This is a genomic window from Pseudomonas sp. B19125 (assembly GCF_044218855.1).
Lineage (GTDB): Bacteria > Pseudomonadota > Gammaproteobacteria > Pseudomonadales > Pseudomonadaceae > Aquipseudomonas > Aquipseudomonas edaphica.
Genome location: NZ_CP162589.1, coordinates 34,429 through 53,752, shown reverse-complemented (window position 1 = coordinate 53,752; position 19,324 = coordinate 34,429). Strand labels below are relative to the sequence as shown.

The window sequence follows — 19,324 nt, the reverse complement described above, 5'->3', positions numbered from 1 at the left end:
AGCCATTTTGTGGAGCCGTTCTCAACACGCTGCAACTGCCTGTTTTGTGTGCGTTTTATTTTGTGAACAAAAAATGACCAAGGTGGGTTTTGGTCTGTAGCGCTGATGGCTACGGCCTCTGTAAAGAATTCATCAACAGAGTTATCCACAGGGCGCGTGTAGGAAGTTTCGCCCTTTAATCGCGCTCTGCCAGCACCATCAAGTTGCGCGGCGTTAGCGTAGGTTCGCAGAAGGTGCCTATCTCAACCTTGTAGCCCTGGTCTTTCAAGAACAGCGCGCGATCCAAGACCAGCCACAGTTCCAGCGGCCGCCGAAACAATCCTCTGACCAACTCCAGGTTGCGCACCTCGGCCAAGCGCCGCCAGCCGTGTGCCTCCAGCGCCACCCAATCCTGTTCACCTGTGGATAAATCCTTGAGACGCGCCAGTTCCCGGCAGTAGTCAGCGAAGGGTTTGTCCAGCCAACTGGCAGGCAGGGAAGGCGTGGGCAGGTAATCATCGCAGCCACGCAGCTGGCGTTGCAACTGATCGAAACCCAGGCGCCGGGCCATGGACGTGTCCCGTTGCTGGCGAACGCGATTACCGGCGGTGACGGTTTCGCTCAGCGGTAACCCCAGGTCATCGACCGAAAGCTGTAGTAACGAGGCGCGCCCGGCGGTCGACAAGGCCTGATAGCGCTCGGCGCCGATGCGGTTATAGCAGCAAGGTGCCAGCGCGAGCTGCTTGCAGCCCGTCGCGCTGGCCACGTGCAACAGCCGCACATGCAGATCGCCGCAGGCGTGTAAGGCGACGGGCGTGTGCTCGGCACTGATCGCCACATCGGCCATCACGTCTTGCAGGCGATGGGTGACAGCCAGGTCGTGATGGTCGCTCAAGGCCCGGCCCGAGGCGATCAGCGCCGGGTCGTACTCGAGGCAGGTCAGCTGTTGGCCAGGTTGCAGCAAGCGCCGGCCGAGGTGGCCTTTACCGGCGCACCAGTCCAGCCAATGCTTGGGGGATGCGGCAAACTTCAGCGCGGCGCCGAACGCTTCAATTTGCTGCCATTTACGCCCTGGCACATCCACGTTCAGGCGATGGCGGGCAGGCTCCAGCGTGTGTGCGGGTAACTTATCCACAGCGCTGAGCTGCGCTGCCTGAAAAGCCAGCTGTGGAAATGGCGCAGGCGCCGGCAGGTCATAGGGGTGGTTGTGACTGGCTTCGGCATCGGCCAGCGAGCGCTGGCGCAGCCATTGGGCCAGCTCGGGGTGCTGGTGTTCCCAGGGTAAGTGCAAGTGCGTAAAGGGCCGTGGTCGCCACAGCCCTTGGTGCTCGATTAGAAACGCATCCAGCGCCGCAAAGCGAGCCTCAACGTCCCTGGCAAGCATCGACGCGCAGCCAGCGTTCGAGCAGTTTGAAGCCCCGCACCAGGATGTAGGCCATCAGCAGGTAGAACAGCCCGGCGGCGAAGAAGATCTCCACCGGCAGGTAGGTGCGGGCGATGATGGTGCGCGCCATGCCGGTCAGTTCCAGCAGGGTGACGGTGCTGGCCAGGGCGCTGGCCTTGAGCATCAGGATCACTTCGTTGCTGTACGCCGGCAGGCCAATGCGCGAGGCACGCGGCAGGATGATGTAGAACAGCGTCTTGGGTTTGGACATGCCCAGGGCGCGCGCCGCTTCGATCTCACCTGGCGGGATGGCCTGGATAGCGCCGCGCAGGATCTCGGCGATATAGGCGGCGGTGTGCAAGGTCATGGTGGCCGTGGCGCACCAGAACGGATCGCGCAGGTACGGCCACATGAAGCTCTCACGCACGGCATCGAACTGTGCCAGGCCGTAATAAACCAGGAACAACTGCACCAGCAGCGGCGTGCCACGGAAGAAGAAAATATAGGCGTAGGGCAGGGCGCTCACGTACCAGCGTCGCGAGGAACGCGCGATACCCAGCGGAATCGCCAGCAGCAGGCCGGCGATCACGGCGATGGCCACCAGTTCCAGGGTCAGGGTTGCGCCTTGGGCCAGTTTGGGCAGCCACTTGATGATCACGGCCCAGTTCAGGCCCAGGTCGAAGTGCGACAGCCAGCTGTAGTCACCGCTCATTGGGTGCTCCTTGCAAAGCCGCGGGCGGCGCGTTTTTCCAGGAAGTACATGCCGGTCATGGCCAGCACGGTGAGGCCCAGGTACATGAAGGCTGCCACCATAAAGAAGGTGAACGGCTGCTTGGTCACGGTCACGCCGATTTGTGCGTGACGCATGATTTCTTCAAGGCCGATCACCGACACCAGCGCGGTGTCTTTCATCAGGATCATGAACAGGTTGCCCAGGCCCGGCAGGGCGATGCGCCACATCTGCGGCATGATCAATCGGGTGAAAATCCGCACCTTCGACAGGCCCAGCGCCACACCGGCTTCGCGGTGGCCTTTGGGAATGGCGAGAATCGCACCACGGAACACTTCCGTGGCGTAGGCGCCAAAGCACAGGCCCAGGGCGATAACCCCGGCGGCAAAGGCACTGAGAGAAAGGTCGGGGTTACCGAAAAACTCGCCCAGGGCACGCATCAGGTTGACGGTGCCGAAGTAAATCAGCAGCACCCACAACAGCTCGGGAATGCCACGAACGATGGTCGAGTAAGCACCGCCCAGCCATTGCAACGGCTTGTACGGTGAAGTCTTGGCCAAGGCGCCGGCAAGGCCGAGCACCAGCCCCAGGCACAGGGCCGTGAGCGCCAGTTTGACGGTCATCAGCGCGCCAGCGGCAAGCGCCGGGCCGAATCCGTAGAGATCGAAATTCATGGTGTTTTCATATCGCGGCAGGCATTGCTGAAAGCCGGCGCGCTACTTATAGAAGCGCGCCGGTCAGGCCGTTCAGATCATTCGATGCTGAACGGGAAGTACTTGTCGTTGATTTTCTTGTAGGTGCCGTCTGCCTTGATCTCTGCCAGGGCTTTGTTCAGGCGCTCGCGCAGCGGGTCGCCCTTGCGTACGGCGATACCGATCTTGTCGCTTTCTACCACCGGGTCGCCTTTGAACTCATAGGCCGAACCGTCTTTGCTCTTGAGCCATTCGTACTGCACGTACTTGTCGGCGAGAATCCCGTCCAAACGGCCGGAAGTCAGGTCGAGGTAGGCGTTTTCCTGGGTGTCGTAGAGCTTGGCGGTGGTGTCCGGCAGCTTGTCTTCCAGGTAAGTACCGGCCAGCGTTGCACGCTGTGCGCCGATGATCTTGCCTTTCAGGTAACCGGCGTCGGTCTTGAAGTCGGCTGTGGCTTTAGGTGCGATGAATTGCAGCTTGTTGGAGTAGTACGGGTCGGTGAAGTCGACGGCTTGCTTGCGCTCATCGGTGATCGACAGCGAAGAAACCAGGAAGTCGAACTTCTTCGCGTTCAGGGCCGGGATGATGCCGTCCCAATCAGACACATACACTTCGCATTTTTCGACTTTCATCTTGGCGCACAGGGCGTCGCCGATGTCTTTGTCAAAGCCCACGACGTTGCCGCTGGCGTCTTTATTGTTGAAGGGCGGGTAGGCCGCTTCGATCCCCATTTTCAAGGTTTCTGCCATGGCCGTGGCGCTGAACGCCATCGAAACGGCCGCGGCCAGAAGGAATTTTTTATAGTTCTGCATGCATGTTGCTCCGTTAGCGGTTGCTGGACATGAATTGTTTGCAGCGCGCCGAAAGCGGGTTTTCAAACACCTGCTGTGGCGATCCTTGCTCTTCGACCAGGCCCTGGTGCAGGAACACCACTTCACTGGAAACCTGACGGGCAAAGCCCATTTCATGAGTGACCAGCAGCATGGTGCGGCCTTCTTCGGCCAGCGCGCGGATCACATTAAGTACTTCCTGGACCATTTCCGGGTCAAGCGCCGATGTCGGCTCGTCGAACAGGATGACCTTGGGCTGCATGGCCAGGGTGCGCGCAATGGCCGCGCGTTGTTGCTGGCCGCCGGACAGTTGCGCCGGGTAGGCGTGGCGCTTGTCGCTGATGCCGACCTTGGCCAGCAGGGCTTCGGCCACTTCTATCGCTTCGGCCTTGCTCTGGCCGAGCACACGGCGGGGCGCCTCGATGATGTTGTCGAGGATGCTCATGTGCGGCCACAGGTTAAAGTTTTGAAACACAAAACCGATTTCGCTGCGCAGGCGGTTGATCTGTTTGCCGTCGGCGGCCATCAGCTCGCCGTTTTTCGCGGCTTTTAGCTTGAGCTCTTCACCGGCCACCAGGATCTGGCCCTGATGCGGGTTTTCCAGCAGGTTGATGCAACGCAAAAAGGTGGACTTGCCGGAACCGGAGGAACCCAGGATCGAGATCACGTCGCCGTCGCGGGCGGTCAGCGAGATACCTTTGAGTACCTCCAGCTCACCATAGCGTTTATGCAAGTTGCGGATTTCAAGCGCGGGCGCGGCCTCAGCCATGTGCGGTCCTCATTGTGTTCAGTGCATTCTTGCTGTTGGGCCGCCTTCCTGGCGAGGCGCCAAGCTAGCATAGCGTTCGGATGGCAGCCAACAGCGCTGCGGACGGTTAACGGGTGGTCTGCGGCAAGGTGTCGCATCGGCACAGCAGCGTGTCGCGCTATCAACAACCTACAGACGTCTGAACCCGATAAATCCACAGGCTTCGCGTAAAAAAGGGCGCGATGGTGCCAGCTTTGGCCGGGTGTTGGAAGGGTTAACCGGGCAAACGGTCCTTATCAGCCCTTTTATGGAGCGTCACGTACTTTTTGTGTGTGTTTTTGGTGCGTATTTTCGTGTCGCAGTTGGGTCGCACGGTAACGCTATAGCGGAATGCCATAGTTCTCAACGACTTGCGTGAGCTAATGAATTGTCCTACAGCCCGCGTCAATCGTGGCTTTGTAATATTTTGGCGCAAATCTTGCGTAAAAAATAAAGAACGCCCCGTTGGTTTCTTTTCACGAGAAGGATCGCAGGCCGGGCGGACCGTTTTCGCAATTCCTCGCAAAGGTGTGTCAATGAGTAGTACGCAAAGCTCCAATGACCTCGAACAGGGGCTCAAACCGCGTCACGTCACCATGCTGTCGATTGCCGGCGTTATTGGTGCCGGTTTGTTTGTCGGCTCCGGCCACGCGATTGCTGCCGCCGGCCCCGCCGTGCTGCTGGCTTACGCCGCTGCGGGCACGCTGGTGGTGTTGGTGATGCGCATGCTCGCCGAAATGGCCGTGGCCTCCCCGGACACCGGTTCGTTCTCCACCTATGCCGACCGTGCGATCGGTCACTGGGCCGGTTTCACCATCGGCTGGTTGTACTGGTGGTTCTGGGTGCTGGTGATTCCACTGGAAGCCAACGCCGCCGCGACCATCCTGCATGCCTGGTTCCCCGATGTGGCGATCTGGGCGTTTACCCTGATCATCACCTTGCTGCTCACGGCCACTAACCTGTTCAGCGTGAAGAACTACGGCGAGTTTGAGTTCTGGTTTGCGCTGATCAAAGTCGTGGCGATCGTAGCCTTTGTGATCCTTGGCCTCGCGGCGATCTTCGGCTTCCTGCCGACCAGCCAGGTCAGCGGTGTTTCGCACCTGTTCGACACCCAGGGCTTCATGCCTAATGGCATGGGCGCGGTATTGGCGGCGATCCTGACCACCATGTTCTCGTTCATGGGGACCGAGATCGTCACCATTGCAGCGGCCGAATCGAAGAACCCTGGCCAGCAAATCACCAAGGCCACCAACTCGGTGATCTGGCGGATTGGTTTGTTCTACCTGCTGTCGATCTTCATCGTGGTGTCCCTGGTGCCATGGAACGATCCGACCCTGGCGGCGGTAGGTTCCTACCAGACCGTGCTTGAGCGCATGGGCATCCCGAATGCCAAGCTGATCGTCGACCTGGTGGTATTGGTTGCCGTGACCAGCTGCCTCAACTCGGCGCTGTACACCGCCTCGCGCATGCTGTTCTCCCTGGGCCGTCGCGGTGATGCACCGGCCGTGGCCAAGCGCACCAACAAAAGCGGCACGCCTTACTGGGCGGTGTTGCTGTCGACCGGTGCTGCGTTCCTGGCGGTATTCGCCAACTACGTGGCGCCGGCTGCAGTGTTCGAATTCCTGCTGGCCAGCTCCGGCGCTATCGCGTTGCTGGTGTACCTGGTGATCGCCGTATCGCAACTGCGCATGCGCCAGAAGCGTACCGCTGCAGGCGAGAAAATTGTCTTCAAGATGTGGCTGTTCCCGGGCCTGACCTACGCGGTGATGGTGTTCATCGTCGGCACGTTGACCATCATGCTGTTCCAGGAAGCCCACCGTGTCGAGATCATCGCGACCGGTATTCTGAGCTTGTTGGTAGTGCTGGCTGGGCTGATCGTGGCGAGCCGTCGCAAGGCGCAGAAGGTAGGCGCTGCGGTACTCAATTGATGTGATGAACTGCGGTGCGCAGTGCGCCGCAGTTCAAAAAAAGTGTGGGAGCGGGCTTGCTCGCTGCCACATTTGGTTTGTGTCAGTCAGATGAGTCAGCCAAAAACACAGAACCCTGTGGGAGCCGGCCTTGCCCGCGATGACGGGCTGGCAGTCGATAAATTCTTCGCCAGACACACCGCCATCGCGGGCAAGCCCGCTCCCACAGTTGTTTTGTGTCAGTCCGCAGTATCAGCCAAAAACACAGAACCCTGTGGGAGCCGGGCTTGCCCGCGATGACGGGCTGGCAGTCGATAAATTCTTCGCCAGACACGCCGCCATCGCGGGCAAGCCCGCTCCCACATTTTGTTGTGTATCAGTCCTGGGAGTTGGCCAGCGCCTGGGATGCCGCCACGTAATCGGCCTGGAACTGCGGGGATTCAATCCACGCCAGCGCCGCTGCTTCATCCTCGGTGTCCGTCGCCCACTGGCGATACTCGATCAGCGCCGCCAGGATAAAATCTGTCGCGTCTTCTTCGCCTTCCTGCTCCAGCACCACGGCCAACAGTGGGTGCGCCAGGAATGCCGCACACAACGCCTGCTGGCTGCTCTCGCCGGCTGCGCGCATCTCGACAAACAATTCGGTCAAATCCACCGACTCAAGGTCAATGCGGCTGTCGTCGCCAGCGAACGCATCCGGCTTGGTCGCGACGGCGCGCTGGGTGCGGTTTTGCTTGGCCTTGGCCTTGGCCCGGTGGGCACGTTTTTGCTGCTTGTTCGGCGAGGCCATGGGCTCAACGTCCTTGGGTTCTTAATCGGGGTGGGGTATTGAAGCGCAGGTTGGGGGAAATCCCAAGGAAATCTAGACGCGCACGCCGGGTGTACCGGGCGCCAATTCGCCTTTCTGCAGCCATCCCAGCGCAATCGGCCACAACCGGTCCTGATATTCACTGCGAAAAAAAGCGAAATGCCCGACGGCTTTTTCGCCGATGTCATCGGGCGCAATTCGCAGGTGAGTGCGCGCGCTGTTTTCAAAATAGCCCAGCAGTCGCTCAATAGCCGCCACAGTCCCAAAAGGGTCGTCGGTGATGCTAATGGCCAGCAACTGCGCCTTCACTCGAGAAAAAGGCAGCGCGCCCAGGCCGCGCCCGCTGGGGCGCGTTTCATAGCGCGGTGTCGGCATGCTCCAGTCGCGCACCACGCCTGCCGGCGTGTCCTCCAGCCAGCCCATGCGCTTGCCGGGGAAGTAGCCGCACAGGGCCGTCACCAGCGGCATCACCACATGCCATTTGGCAAACATGCGCCAGCGCCCGCTCGCCGCGTAATCGCGCCAGTACGCAAACTGCGCGCCGACCGTGACGATGCGCCGAATCACTGCGCCGCAAGCACCGAGCCCTGCCGCGCACCCGCCGAAACTGTGGCCGACCACATCAATCGGCTGCCCCGGAAACTCCCGCTGTGCGCGCTGCAGCATCGCCTCGAAATCCAGCACGCCCCAATCTGACCACGACGCCTTGAAGCCTCGCAACGCGCCGCTGCGGGATTCGCCGATGCCGCGATAGTCGTAGGTGATCACGTCGAAGCCGTTGGCAAACAGGTAGTCGGCAAAGCGTGAATAGTGGCGGCAGCGGACCGAGGTGGCGGCGTTGATGATGACGACCGGGCGTTCGAAGTCGGTGCGCGGGTGGCGCCAGGTGAAGCCGCCGATTGGGTAGCCGTCGGCAGCGGGCTCGCAGAATGTTTGTGGGGCAGGGCGGGTGGGCAGGTTCATGAGTCGGCTCGATACTTGCGCTTTTTGGTACGGGCTTGATCCGCGCGCTTTTATAAGAAGCCGAAACTAACAAATTTAGCGCGTGATGGGCGCAGGAAATGTCGCGATGCTCGACCTCGGCGCTCCCGGTGCTTAGGCTTGCGATCAATTGATCAACCAGAGTCGGCACATGACCCGTGACACCCTCGAACACAACCAAATCCCGATCTACTTCGTCGCCGTGCTCCTGGCGGTCGCATTTGGCGTGTTCGACCCTTTGTCAGCCCAAGGTCTTGGCGTGCTGGTCACGCCTGCCATCGCAGTGCTGATGTACGCCATGTTCCTGCAAATCCCGTTTCTGGACTTGCGCCAGGGTTTAGGCAATAAGCGCTTCATCGGCGCATTGCTGCTGGCCAATTTCATTCTGGTGCCCTTGCTGGTGTGGGCGTTGACCCGAGGCCTGGTGGAACGCCCGGCGTTGCTGGTGGGCGCGCTGCTGGTGTTGCTCACGCCGTGTATCGACTATGTGGTGGTGTTTACCCATATCGGCAAGGGTGACTCGCGGCTGATGCTGGCGGCGACGCCGGTGTTGTTGTTGCTGCAATTGGTGCTGCTGCCGGTGTACCTGAGCTTCATGCTGGGCGCCCAGTCCGCCGTGGTGGTGGCGGTGGGGCCGTTTGTCGAGGCGTTCCTGTTGCTGATTGTGCTGCCGATGATCCTGGCGGTGCTGACCACCTTCCTGGCGCGGCGCTCAAGCATTATCAATGTTTGGAGCAACGCCTGGGCCTGGCTGCCGGTGCCGGCGATGGCGTTGGTGCTGTTTGTGGTGATCGGCTCGCAGATCACTTCGGTGGTGCGTGATATCGCGTTGTTGTTGCCGGTGATCCCGGTGTACCTCGGCTTCCTGTTGCTGGCGCCGCTGATAGGCGCGCTGGCTGCGCGGTTGTTTGCGTTGCCTGCTGTTGCCGCGCGGGCGGTGACCTTCAGTGCTTCGACGCGCAACTCATTGGTGGTGCTGCCACTGGCGTTGGCCCTGCCTGAAGACGTGCGCGGGCTGGCCGCAACGGCGGTGATCCTCCAAACCCTGCTTGAGCTGGTGGGCGAGCTACTCTACATCCGGCTGATTCCCGCGCTGGTGTGGCGCGCCGGTCGATAAGTCCATAAATACTCGGATTTGTTCAGGCGTTATTCAGGGGTGGAGTCGGCACCATGGAGTCGGCGTACCCCACCTGAAAGGACATTCGATGGATCACCGCAGCCGTTATCGCCTGGAGTCTCTGGGCCTGTTTCTGATCGCTTTATTGCTGTTTACCTTGGGCATCTGGGACGAGCAACCCCAAGGCTTTGACGGGCGCTGGGCGTTGTTCATGCAGGAAATGTTTCGCCATGGCGCGAGTCTTTTTCCTACCACGTACGGCCAGCCGTACCCGGACTATCCCGGCACTGCGACTTTCTTCAGCTTTGTGTTTGCTCGCCTGTTCGGCGCGCCGAACCACCTGGCCAACGTGCTGCCGACGGCCCTTGCTGCGGCGGGCGTGATCGCCCTGATCTATCGCCTGCTGGTGCCGTTCAGTCGGCCTTGGGCATTGCTGACGGTGCTGCTGACGCTGCTTACCACCCAATTGCTCGATAAGTCGCGCTCGGTCTGCCTGGACCTGATGGTCGCGCTCTTATGCGTAGGCAGCTTCTACCTGCTGCACACGGGCGAGCGTCTCGGGTCACGGCTTCGACAGTTGGCGGTGTTCCCGCTGTTTGTGCTGGCCTTCGCGATTCGTGGGCCTTTGGGGCTTATCGAAGTCTGCGGCGTGGTGTGCGTTTACTGGGCGCTGGGCAAGCCGGGCGAACGGGTCAAGCAGGTGTTGATCCATGGTTTTGTCGGGCTGCTGTTGCTCGGGGCCTGCTGGTGGGCGCTGATGAAGCTGGCGCGTTTCAGCGGTGGCGAGGCCTTTGCCGACGATGTGTTCAGGATGCAGGTCAGTGGGCGCCTCGACGAGTCCGGCGAGCCGTTCTACTTCTACTTCAAGCTGAGTTTGTATCGCTATTTCCCGGTGGTGCCGTTGGCGTTGGCGGCGATGATCGCGCTGCGGCATCGCTGGTCTGAGCGCTGGGTCAACGAAGACGTGCAAATGGTGGTGCGGCTGGCGGCCTGTGGCCTGATGATCCTGCTCGGGCTGTCGGTGCCGCACTTCAAGCGCGCTTACTACATTCTGCCGATGGTGCCGATGTTTGCCGCTGTCGCCGCCTATGGGCTGCTCCAGGCGCAAAACTGGTTCGTTGGCGTGCGCCGCTGCTACGAATGGCTTGTCGTGGCGCTGCCGGCGTTGTGCGTGGTGGTGTTGTTTATCTGCCGGCACACCTGGCAGAAGCACGGTTACTGGCCCGACGTGTCGCTGCCGCCGTTGATTGGCGTGTGGGTGGTGCTGCAAGTGGCGGCGCTGATTGCCTGGCGTCGCCCGTTGCGCCTGGTGTGGCTCAGTGTGATCGCCTTGGCGGCGCAATGGTTGCTGCTGGTGGTGGTGATCGACCCGGCCAAGGACCTGCAATACGACACCCGCAAGTTTGTCAGCCAGGTAGAGGCATTGCGTGCGTCGCAGCCGGGGCCATTGGTGTTTGTCGACCTTGGCCGCGACACCTGGGCTATCCGCTACATGATGAACCTGACGCACGATGAGCAACCGCTGTTCGTCGCCGGTAACGAGCCTGAGAAGCTCGCCACCCTGCCGCGTCCATCCTGGGTGCTGGTGCCGCGCAAAGAAGCAGCACTGCTCAAGGGCACGCCGATGGAGCAGCAGGCGCCAAACTTCGAAGGGCGGCTTAACGACAACCCGCTGATGGTGTTTCTACTGCAGTAGCCAGGCGCCTACTTGCACTGGTAGCCCTCGGGCATCGTCACGGTGTAGTTGCGCTGCACGCGGTCCTGGAAGTTGAGGTTCTGCAGGCCCTGTTCGACCAGGAACGCTTCGATCTTGGTGGCCTGGCAGTCTTCGTTGTAGGACATCACCCGCAACACGTACACCGCGCGCCGGCTTGCTTCGTCACGCGCGGTGGCGGTGAAGGTAGTGAGCGTGGTGTAGCCGGTGCGCTCCGAGGTGCCCACCGGGCCGTAGGTGGTGTTCGGCTTGCTGGTGCAGGTCAACTGGTCGGCTTTCTTTTTGTTCTTCTTGCACTCGGTGGTGGTGCTGGTGGGCACCTGGCCGTAATCGGTGGCGGTATAGCGGTAAGTGACCTGCTTGCTGTCGACGTCCAGGATGATGGTCATTTTGATTGGCCCATGGTTCTTGGGCAGGCTGGCATCGGTGTACACCTCGCGAAAGCCCTGGTCCTTCATGGCGCTGACCATGTCCCGCAGGTAATAGCGGGCATTGAGCGTGTTTTGCGCGCTGCCGCCCACGGACGTGGTCACCAGCACCAGTGCCTGTCGATCAAAGTGATAGTCCGGATCGGGGGTTGCGTTGATCGAGACATCCATTTGTGTGGCGCAGCCACTGAGCAACGCCGTCAGCAGCAACAGCGCGCAGAACAAGTACCGGTTCATCAAATAACTACCTTGCAACAGAAAATTCAGTAACAGCTAAACGATCGAGCAGCGGGATAAATAACCCTCGGGTGTGAATCGGGCGGGGCATTGGCCCGCGGCCACTAAATCGCAGGCAATAAAAAACCCCAAGGAATCATCTTCGCTTGGGGTTTTTCGGTATTAGTGGTGCCCAGAGACGGAATCGAACCGCCGACACGGGGATTTTCAATCCCCTGCTCTACCGACTGAGCTATCTGGGCAACGGGGCGCATTAAACGGGTTTTTCAGGGGGTCGTCAAGCAAGTTTTCAAAAAATATTTAATTATTACCGTCGCTTACGTGCCGACCCCGGTTTTTGATCAATTATTGAGCAGGCGGCACGTAGCCGTCGGCCTTGGCGTAATCCTCGCCGGAAAAGAACTTGTCCATTTCGCCCGCCAGGTATTTACGGTCTTCGGCGTTCATCATGTTCAGGCGTTTTTCGTTGATCAGCAGGGTCTGGTGTTTCAGCCAGTCACCCCAGGCCTGGGCAGAGATATGCTCGAAAATGTCCTGGCCCTTGGCACCTGGGTACGGAGGGCGTTCCAGGCCTGGCAGTTCTTCTTTGTACTTGCGGCACATTACGGTGCGGGTCATGACGAAACTCCTGCGTTCAATACGTCGGCCGCGCGCTTTAGCAGTTTTTTCACCGGGGCGGCAAGGCCCAGGCGCGGCGGGGTGGCGAGGTTATACCAGAGCCAGTCGGCCTCGGCCACGTGATGGGCGGATTCCTCGACCTGCACCAGCCAGGGCTCGATGGCCAGCTGGAAGTGGCTGAAGGTGTGGATCAGCCCCGGCAGCGCCTGTTGCTCGCCCAGTGCCAGCGCGTGCTGGTTGGCGAGGTGTTCCAGGTCTTGCAGGTCATCGAGTTCCGGCAAGCTCCACAAGCCGCCCCACAGGCCCGTGGACGGGCGACGGTAAAGCAGGATCGCGCCCTCGGCGTTGGCCAGCAGTGGCATCAGCGTGCGCTTTTGCGGGATGGTCTTGCGCGGCTTGGGGATCGGGTAACGCGTCTCCAGGCCGAGCATGTGGGCTTCGCAGCCTTTTTCCAGCGGGCACAGCAGGCAGCTTGGCTTGCTGCGCGTGCAGAGCGTGGCGCCCATGTCCATCATTGCCTGGGTGTAGGCGTTGACGCGGTCGTGGGGCGTAAAGCGCTCAGCGGTGGCCCAGAGCTGTTTCGCGACCTTGGGTTCGCCTGGGTAGCCCTCTTGCGCAGTAAAACGCGCCAGCACGCGTTTGACGTTGCCGTCGAGGATCGGCGCGCGCAGGCCCATGCTCAAACTGGCGATGGCGCCGGCGGTTGAGAGGCCAATGCCAGGCAGCTCAGTAAGTTTTTCCACATCCTTGGGAAATTCGCCGCCGTATTCAGCAACGACAATCTTGGCGGTCTTCTGCAGGTTGCGTGCGCGGGTGTAGTAACCCAGGCCGGTCCACAGGTGCAGCACTTCATCTTCCGGCGCGGCGGCCAGGGCTTCAACCGTCGGCAAGGAAGCCATGAACCGGTCGAAGTAATTGAGCACGGTGCTCACCTGGGTCTGTTGCAACATGATCTCCGAGACCCACACCCGGTAAGGCGTGATGCCCTGTTGCCAGGGCAGGTCATGGCGACCGTGGCGGTCGTACCAATCCAGCACCGCCTGTGAAAACTGCTCGTTTCTCATCGTTTGAACAGGCCTTTAAGGGCGTCTTTAAGCTGTGGATTAACCTTGTCGAGCTTCTCTTCGATCTTATCGCTGAGCTTGTTGCCGGCGGCTTTGATGGCGACCTGAGTCAAGCCGTCCTTGTCCAGGCGGCAGGCCTTGGCGCCCAGCTCCAGCGGGCCACGGCAGCGCAGCGGCACTTCGATGTTCTGGAAGTTGGCGCCGACCTGGCAGGCCGGGTCCGGCACGTCGCGCTGGTCGCCTTCGACGATGATGCCAACGCGGTAGTCCATGCCCAGCACGCGCAGGTCGACGTCACCGTTGCCGTTGACCGCCAGGCCCGGGATGCGCATTTTGAGGTCCGGGTTGCTCGCCACCCCGTTACGGAAGTTAAGCGTGCCGCGCAGTTCCTGGAACGGCGTGTCCTTGCCCTGTGGCGTGGTGCTCAGGGTCTTGCGGTTGAGCAAGGCAATGCCGGTACACAGCTGCTGTTCAATGTTGGCGTTGAGCAGCGCGCCGTTATTGATCACAAAGCTGGAGGTACCGTTAAGGCTGTCGATCAGCGCTTTTTGGCTGTTGCCACGGCCGGTTAGGTTGCTGTCGAGAGTAACCTGGCCTTTGACCGGCGGGTTTTGCCCCTGGGCTTGCAGGATGCGTTCAACCGGCACTTGCTTGATGTGGGTTTGCAGCGCCAGCAGCGGAATGTCCTGGCGCACATCGAGTGTGCCGTTGGCCTGGAAGGTGCCGTTGTAGAGGCCGCCGCTCAAGGTGTCGAGCTTGAGCTGGCCATCGGCGCCGGAGGCTTTGAGCGCTGCATTCTGGATCGGCAGCTTGCTCAGGGTCAGTTGCCCAAAAGCCAGGTCGGCGTTGACGTCCAGGGTGCGCAGGCGGGTCAGTGGCAGCAGCTTGTCGGTGCTCCACGCGCCTTTGGTCGGGGCTTCCGGCAGTGGTGTGGTGCCACCGGCGGCCATGGCGCCGGCTTCGCTGTTCTGCACTTCGGCCTGGCGGGCAGCGGTTGCACCTTTGGCCGATTCGGACTTGGCCGGCAGGTAGTTGTCGGCGTTGAAGGTGTCGCCCTTGAGCTGCACGCGCAAGGCTTGCTTGGCGAAGTCATCCACGGCGATGCGACCGGTGAAGGTGCTGCCGTCGAGTTTCAGGTTCAGGTCTTCCAGCGCCACGCTGGTCGGGGTGCCCTTGAGGCGGCTGACCAGCTCGACCTTGCTCAGGCTGCCGTCAGCCATGGGCGGCAGCGGGTGGCCGATGCTGTCGAGGAACTTGGCCAGGTCAAACTGGGCAATCGACAACGCGCCGCTGACTTGCGGGGATTTGTTCAGGTCATTGACCTTCAGTTCGCCCAGGGCGCGCAGTTGGTTGGCGGAGAGCTTGAGGTTGGTCCACTCGGCGATGTTGGCCGCCAGGTCCACCAGCAATTGGCCCTGGGTGGAGAAGGTCACGGTCTTGCCTTGCAGCGGCTCGCCGGTGGCTTCGCCGCTGAGTTTCATGTCTTCGAACTGGTAGCGCTGCAGGGCACGCTGGATGCGCAGGTTGCCGTTCAGTTCGGTTTTGACGCGCATCAGCGGCTGGTTGCTGCCCAGGAATGCAGTGAGTTTGAGTGGAATACTCGCGCCTTCGTGCACGGCGCCGGCGCTCAACTGGATGCTTTCGGCACTGAACTGTTTGCCGGTTTGTTCATCGTTGTATTCAACGCGGGCGTTGTTGATGGTCAAGCTGTCGATGTCCAGGCGGATCGGCTTGGGTGGCTTCTCCGGTTCGGGTTCGGCGGGGGCTTGCGCTGGGGCAGGGGCGCTGGCGATTTCGGCCGCGTCGGGCACATTCTTGCCGATGTCTTCCCAGTTGCCGTGGCCTTGCTTGTCACGGTTAAGGCGCAGGTTGAGGCCTTCGACACGCACATCGCTCATCTGCACTTCGCGGCGCAGCAGTGGCAGCACGCGCACCGACAGGCCGAGCATTTGCAAGTCGGCGAACGGTTGGGTCGGGGTGGTCAGGGTTGCCACGCTGGCTTCGTGCAACTCAAGGCCCAGCCAGGGGAACAGGCTCCAGCCAATATCGCCATTGAGCGTCAGCTCGATGTGGGCCTTGTCGCGGGCAATCTGGCGAATCTCGTCTTTGTAGTCGTTGGGATCGAAGAGGTGGGTCAGGGCAAAGCCCAGGGCCACAATGATCAGCAACAGCCCGAGGAGTACCAGACCCAGGATTTTGCCGAACGCTTTCATGGGCGAGTCCTTGTATGTCGATTTCAAAATTTAGCCGCAGAGTATAACGCCCGAAGGCCTGCGTCAGTTCACGCATCGTTACATTGTATCCAGGGACGGCAAAATAGGATTTTGCCGTCAGGCAGATCAGGTTGAGTGAAAAAGGTGATGTCAGTTTGGTTTTTCTGTCATCCACTGGTGCTAATCTTCGCGGGTTCGTCTGTCGTCTGCGACACAGCGTCGCGCTTAAAAGGAGCTTTACTCAACAACAACGGCCAACGCTCTGCGTGCAAGGTCGAGGGAGAGAGCGCCTGACGGACACATACTAATAACTGGGGGAAACACCAATGAGCACTAGCACTGCGGCCGGTAGTACTGCCGCGCAGCCCGCGTTCCTGTCCAAGGAGCGCATTATCGCCAAGCCCGGCTTCAACCGCTGGCTGGTTCCACCGGCCGCCCTGGCCATCCACCTCTGCATCGGCATGGCCTACGGGTTCTCGGTGTTTTGGCTGCCGCTGTCCAAGGCTCTGGGTATCACCGCGCCGGTCGCCTGCGCGCCGGACATGAGCTTTATCGCGCAAGTCTTCTCGTCCCAGTGCGACTGGCCCATCTCCATGCTGGGCTGGATCTACACGCTGTTCTTCATCTTCCTGGGTTGCTCGGCAGCCATTTGGGGCGGCTGGCTGGAACATGCCGGGCCACGTAAGGCGGGCGTTGTATCGGCGTTGTGCTGGTGCGGCGGCCTGTTGATCTCGGCGCTGGGGATTTATACCCACCAGATCTGGCTGATGTGGATCGGCTCCGGTGTGATCGGTGGTATTGGCCTGGGCCTGGGTTATATCTCGCCTGTATCGACCCTGATCAAGTGGTTCCCGGACAAGCGCGGCATGGCCACTGGCATGGCGATCATGGGCTTCGGCGGTGGCGCAATGGTGGGGGCACCGTTGGCCGCAGCGCTGATGGGCCATTTTGCCTCGCCAACCAGCGTGGGCGTGTGGCAGAGCTTTGTAGTCATGGCCGTGATTTATTTCGTGTTCATGATCGGTGGTGCACTGTCCTACCGCGTTCCGCCGACCGGCTGGAAGCCTGAGGGCTGGACCGCGCCGGCGAAAAAAGCCAGCAACGCGATGATCACCCACCGTCACGTGCACGTGAACGTGGCGTGGAAAACCCCGCAATTCCGTCTGGTATGGCTGGTGCTGTGCCTGAACGTGTCCGCCGGTATCGGCATCCTCGGCATGGCTTCGCCGCTGCTGCAGGAAGTGTTCGGTGGCAAGTTACTGGGTGTGGATGTGCCGTTCGGTCAACTGGACGCGGGCCAGTTGGCCTCTATTGCGGCCATCGCTGCAGGTTTCACCGGTCTGTTGAGCCTGTTCAACATCGGTGGCCGGTTCTTCTGGGCGTCGTTCTCCGACTACCTGGGCCGTAAAAACACCTACTTCGTGTTCTTCGCCCTGGGCTTTGCCCTGTACGCGTTGATCCCGAACCTGGGGCACCTGGGCAACGTGGCGCTGTTTGTGGCGGCGTTCTGCATCATCCTGTCGATGTACGGCGGCGGTTTTGCGACTGTGCCTGCGTACCTGGCCGACCTGTTCGGCACCCAAATGGTCGGCGCGATCCACGGTCGCCTGTTGACCGCATGGGCGGCGGCCGGCGTGCTGGGCCCGGTGTTGGTGAACTACCTTCGCGAATACCAACTGAGCATCGGCGTTCCGCGCGCTGCGGCCTACGACATCACCTTGTACATCCTTGCAGGCCTGTTGGTGCTGGGTTTCCTCTGTAACCTGCTGGTGCGCCCGGTGGCCGACAAGTACTTCATGACCGACGCCGAACTGGCTGCCGAACAGGCGCTGGGCCATGACAAAGGCGCCGATGCCAGCACTTCGCTGGAGTGGAAAGCGGCCCCTGGTACTGTGCCGATGGCGATTGCTGCCTGGCTGGTGGTAGGTATTCCGTTGGCGTGGGGTGTGTGGGTGACCCTGCAGAAGACGGCGGTGTTGTTCCACTAGTACCGCTGTAGTCGGGCGGGCGCGGCTCCCACAGGAACCGCGCTTGTGTGGGAGCTGGCTTGCCTGCGATAGCATCACCGCGGTGTGGCCGACATACCGAGGTGTCTGCATCGCAGGCAAGCCAGCTCCCACACAAGCCAGCTCCCACACTGGATCTCTACTCGTTTCAAGACAGCGGCGGGGCGCACCATCCTGGAGCGCCTGCTTGTATGCACATGTCTATCCCCGACACTCCATCAGTCTTATCCCCTTCGATGTTTCTGTTTAGCGCCCGCGCCCCTATAATGGCTGCCTTTTTCGCCCAATGATTTTGCGGAGCTGGTGATGGCCGAACGTAAGGTATCCGTCGAGCGCGACACTCTGGAAACCCAGATCAAAGCCTCGATCAACCTGGATGGCACCGGAAAGGCCCGATTTGATATCGGTGTACCTTTTCTTGAGCACATGCTGGACCAGATCGCCCGTCATGGGCTGATCGACCTGGATATCGTCAGCAAGGGCGACCTGCATATCGACGACCACCACACGGTGGAAGACGTAGGCATCACCCTCGGCCAGGCGTTTGCCAAGGCCATCGGCGACAAAAAAGGCATCCGTCGCTACGGCCACGCCTATGTCCCGCTGGACGAAGCGCTGTCGCGTGTGGTCATCGACTTCTCCGGCCGCCCAGGCCTGCAGATGCATGTGCCGTATACCCGCGCCACCGTGGGCGGCTTCGATGTCGACCTGTTCCAGGAGTTTTTCCAGGGCTTCGTCAACCACGCACTCGTCAGCCTGCACATCGACAACCTGCGCGGCACCAACACCCACCACCAGATCGAAACCGTGTTCAAGGCATTCGGCCGCGCACTGCGCATGGCCGTAGAGCTGGATGACCGCATGGCCGGGCAAATGCCGTCGACCAAGGGCGTTCTGTAATGCAGACGGTCGCGGTTATCGATTACGGCATGGGTAACCTGCACTCGGTGGCCAAGGCGCTCGAGCACGTGGGCGCCGGCAAGGTGCTGATCACCAGCGACGCCAATGTGATTCGCGAAGCCGACCGCGTGGTGTTCCCCGGCGTCGGCGCGATTCGCGATTGCATGGCCGAGATCCGCCGCCTGGGCTTTGACAGCCTGGTGCGCGAAGTCAGCCAGGACCGCCCGTTCCTCGGCATCTGCGTGGGCATGCAAGCCTTGCTCGACAGCAGTGAAGAGAACGGCGGCGTCGACTGCATCGGCCTGTTCCCCGGCCAGGTGAAGTTCTTCGGCAAAGACCTGCACGAAGACGGCGCGCACTTGAAAGTGCCGCATATGGGCTGGAACGAAGTCAGCCAGACCGTCGATCACCCGCTGTGGCACGACATTCCGGACCTGGCGCGTTTCTACTTTGTGCACAGCTACTACATCAATGCTGGCAACCCGCGCCAAGTGGTGGGTGGCGGGCATTATGGCGTCGACTTCGCCGCAGCGCTGGCCGACGGTTCGCGCTTTGCCGTGCAGTTCCACCCGGAGAAGAGCCATACCCATGGCCTGCAATTGCTGCAGAACTTCGCCGCGTGGGATGGTCGCAGGTAATGGCCAAGAAGCCGAAGCCGCCGATCTTGAACCTCACGCCCGAACAGGAGCGTGAGGCGACCGACAAGATCAAGCGTTTCATGGAGGACCGCTTCGAACTCAAGTTGGGCTCGTTCGAGGTCGCCGAGATTCTTGAGCTGTTCACCACCGAAGTGGCGCCGCACTATTACAACAGGGCGATTTTCGACACGCAGACGCTCCTTAAAGAAAGGTTCGAAAGCATCGAAAGCGACCTGTGGTCGCTTGAGAAACCCTGATTTCCCAAGCATTGCTGAATATCGAATAAGGTTT

At 60.8% G+C, this 19,324-nt stretch carries 18 protein-coding genes and 1 tRNA gene; 7 read left to right on the top strand and 12 right to left on the bottom strand.

The features are described from left to right. Positions 1-175: 175 nt before the first annotated feature. From AB4P96_RS00245 to AB4P96_RS00225, 5 genes are all read right to left on the bottom strand, one after another. Complete coding sequence (locus AB4P96_RS00245; RefSeq protein WP_395600397.1) at positions 176-1,363, bottom strand: methyltransferase; 1,188 nt, start codon at positions 1,361-1,363, stop codon at positions 176-178. Further along, positions 1,344-2,033: an ABC transporter permease gene (locus AB4P96_RS00240; RefSeq protein ID WP_026013808.1), complete on the bottom strand. Its 690-nt coding sequence runs from the start codon at positions 2,031-2,033 to the stop codon at positions 1,344-1,346. Before AB4P96_RS00240 ends, AB4P96_RS00245 begins: the two co-directional genes overlap by 20 nt. Before the next feature lie 38 nt (positions 2,034-2,071). Next, complete coding sequence (locus AB4P96_RS00235) at positions 2,072-2,767, bottom strand: ABC transporter permease (RefSeq protein ID WP_017138658.1); 696 nt, start codon at positions 2,765-2,767, stop codon at positions 2,072-2,074. Between the two features lie 77 nt (positions 2,768-2,844). Continuing rightward, the gene (locus AB4P96_RS00230) at positions 2,845-3,597 is read right to left on the bottom strand and encodes an ABC transporter substrate-binding protein (RefSeq protein WP_017138657.1); all 753 of its coding nucleotides are present in this window, start codon (positions 3,595-3,597) and stop codon (positions 2,845-2,847) included. 13 nt (positions 3,598-3,610) lie between these two features. Then, positions 3,611-4,384, bottom strand: a complete 774-nt coding sequence (locus AB4P96_RS00225; protein ID WP_017138656.1) for an ABC transporter ATP-binding protein — start codon at positions 4,382-4,384, stop codon at positions 3,611-3,613. Between the two features lie 554 nt (positions 4,385-4,938). Here AB4P96_RS00225 and gabP point away from each other — a divergent pair. Further along, on the top strand, positions 4,939-6,330 hold the full coding sequence (gene gabP / locus AB4P96_RS00220; protein WP_099549508.1) for a GABA permease: 1,392 nt from the start codon (positions 4,939-4,941) through the stop codon (positions 6,328-6,330). A 355-nt stretch (positions 6,331-6,685) separates the two neighbouring features. On the opposite strand, the gene AB4P96_RS00215 is transcribed toward gabP, so the two are convergent. Together AB4P96_RS00215 and AB4P96_RS00210 are read right to left on the bottom strand one after the other, a co-directional pair. Continuing rightward, the gene (locus AB4P96_RS00215; RefSeq protein ID WP_017138654.1) at positions 6,686-7,099 is read right to left on the bottom strand and encodes a hypothetical protein; all 414 of its coding nucleotides are present in this window, start codon (positions 7,097-7,099) and stop codon (positions 6,686-6,688) included. Between the two features lie 72 nt (positions 7,100-7,171). Next, positions 7,172-8,080: an alpha/beta fold hydrolase gene (locus tag AB4P96_RS00210; RefSeq protein ID WP_395600396.1), complete on the bottom strand. Its 909-nt coding sequence runs from the start codon at positions 8,078-8,080 to the stop codon at positions 7,172-7,174. A gap of 169 nt (positions 8,081-8,249) precedes the next feature. On the opposite strand from AB4P96_RS00210, the gene AB4P96_RS00205 reads away from it, so the two are divergent. Both AB4P96_RS00205 and AB4P96_RS00200 read left to right on the top strand, forming a co-directional pair. Beyond that, positions 8,250-9,215: an arsenic resistance protein gene (locus AB4P96_RS00205; protein WP_395600395.1), complete on the top strand. Its 966-nt coding sequence runs from the start codon at positions 8,250-8,252 to the stop codon at positions 9,213-9,215. Positions 9,216-9,303: 88 nt separating this feature from the next. Then, the gene (locus AB4P96_RS00200) at positions 9,304-10,911 is read left to right on the top strand and encodes an ArnT family glycosyltransferase (protein WP_395600394.1); all 1,608 of its coding nucleotides are present in this window, start codon (positions 9,304-9,306) and stop codon (positions 10,909-10,911) included. An 8-nt stretch (positions 10,912-10,919) separates the two neighbouring features. Here the strand turns inward: AB4P96_RS00200 and AB4P96_RS00195 are convergent, their stop codons facing one another. From AB4P96_RS00195 to AB4P96_RS00175, 5 genes are all read right to left on the bottom strand, one after another. Then, positions 10,920-11,594 (bottom strand): hypothetical protein, encoded by a 675-nt coding sequence (locus AB4P96_RS00195; RefSeq protein WP_395600393.1) that lies wholly within the window; start codon positions 11,592-11,594, stop codon positions 10,920-10,922. Positions 11,595-11,760: 166 nt separating this feature from the next. Beyond that, positions 11,761-11,836 (bottom strand) — tRNA-Phe (locus AB4P96_RS00190). Between the two features lie 103 nt (positions 11,837-11,939). After that, a complete protein-coding gene (locus tag AB4P96_RS00185; RefSeq protein WP_056860676.1) occupies positions 11,940-12,212 on the bottom strand; it encodes an oxidative damage protection protein in 273 nt (90 codons plus the stop codon). Further along, positions 12,209-13,276 carry an A/G-specific adenine glycosylase gene (mutY, locus tag AB4P96_RS00180; RefSeq protein WP_138449385.1) on the bottom strand — a complete coding sequence of 356 codons (1,068 nt, stop codon included), beginning with the start codon at positions 13,274-13,276 and terminating at the stop codon, positions 12,209-12,211. The genes AB4P96_RS00185 and mutY overlap by 4 nt, the downstream gene beginning before the upstream one ends. Beyond that, positions 13,273-15,489: an AsmA family protein gene (locus AB4P96_RS00175; protein WP_395600392.1), complete on the bottom strand. Its 2,217-nt coding sequence runs from the start codon at positions 15,487-15,489 to the stop codon at positions 13,273-13,275. The genes mutY and AB4P96_RS00175 overlap by 4 nt, the downstream gene beginning before the upstream one ends. A 326-nt stretch (positions 15,490-15,815) precedes the next feature. On the opposite strand from AB4P96_RS00175, the gene AB4P96_RS00170 reads away from it, so the two are divergent. The 4 genes from AB4P96_RS00170 (at position 15,816) to AB4P96_RS00155 (ending at position 19,290) form a co-directional block, all read left to right on the top strand. After that, positions 15,816-17,477: an OFA family MFS transporter gene (locus AB4P96_RS00170; protein ID WP_065930809.1), complete on the top strand. Its 1,662-nt coding sequence runs from the start codon at positions 15,816-15,818 to the stop codon at positions 17,475-17,477. Between the two features lie 324 nt (positions 17,478-17,801). Further along, positions 17,802-18,395 (top strand): imidazoleglycerol-phosphate dehydratase HisB, encoded by a 594-nt coding sequence (gene hisB, locus AB4P96_RS00165; protein WP_017138645.1) that lies wholly within the window; start codon positions 17,802-17,804, stop codon positions 18,393-18,395. Next, a complete protein-coding gene (hisH, locus tag AB4P96_RS00160; RefSeq protein WP_395600391.1) occupies positions 18,395-19,033 on the top strand; it encodes an imidazole glycerol phosphate synthase subunit HisH in 639 nt (212 codons plus the stop codon). The genes hisB and hisH overlap by 1 nt, the downstream gene beginning before the upstream one ends. Beyond that, positions 19,033-19,290, top strand: a complete 258-nt coding sequence (locus AB4P96_RS00155; RefSeq protein ID WP_005783916.1) for a DUF2164 domain-containing protein — start codon at positions 19,033-19,035, stop codon at positions 19,288-19,290. Before hisH ends, AB4P96_RS00155 begins: the two co-directional genes overlap by 1 nt. Positions 19,291-19,324 lie beyond the last annotated feature (34 nt).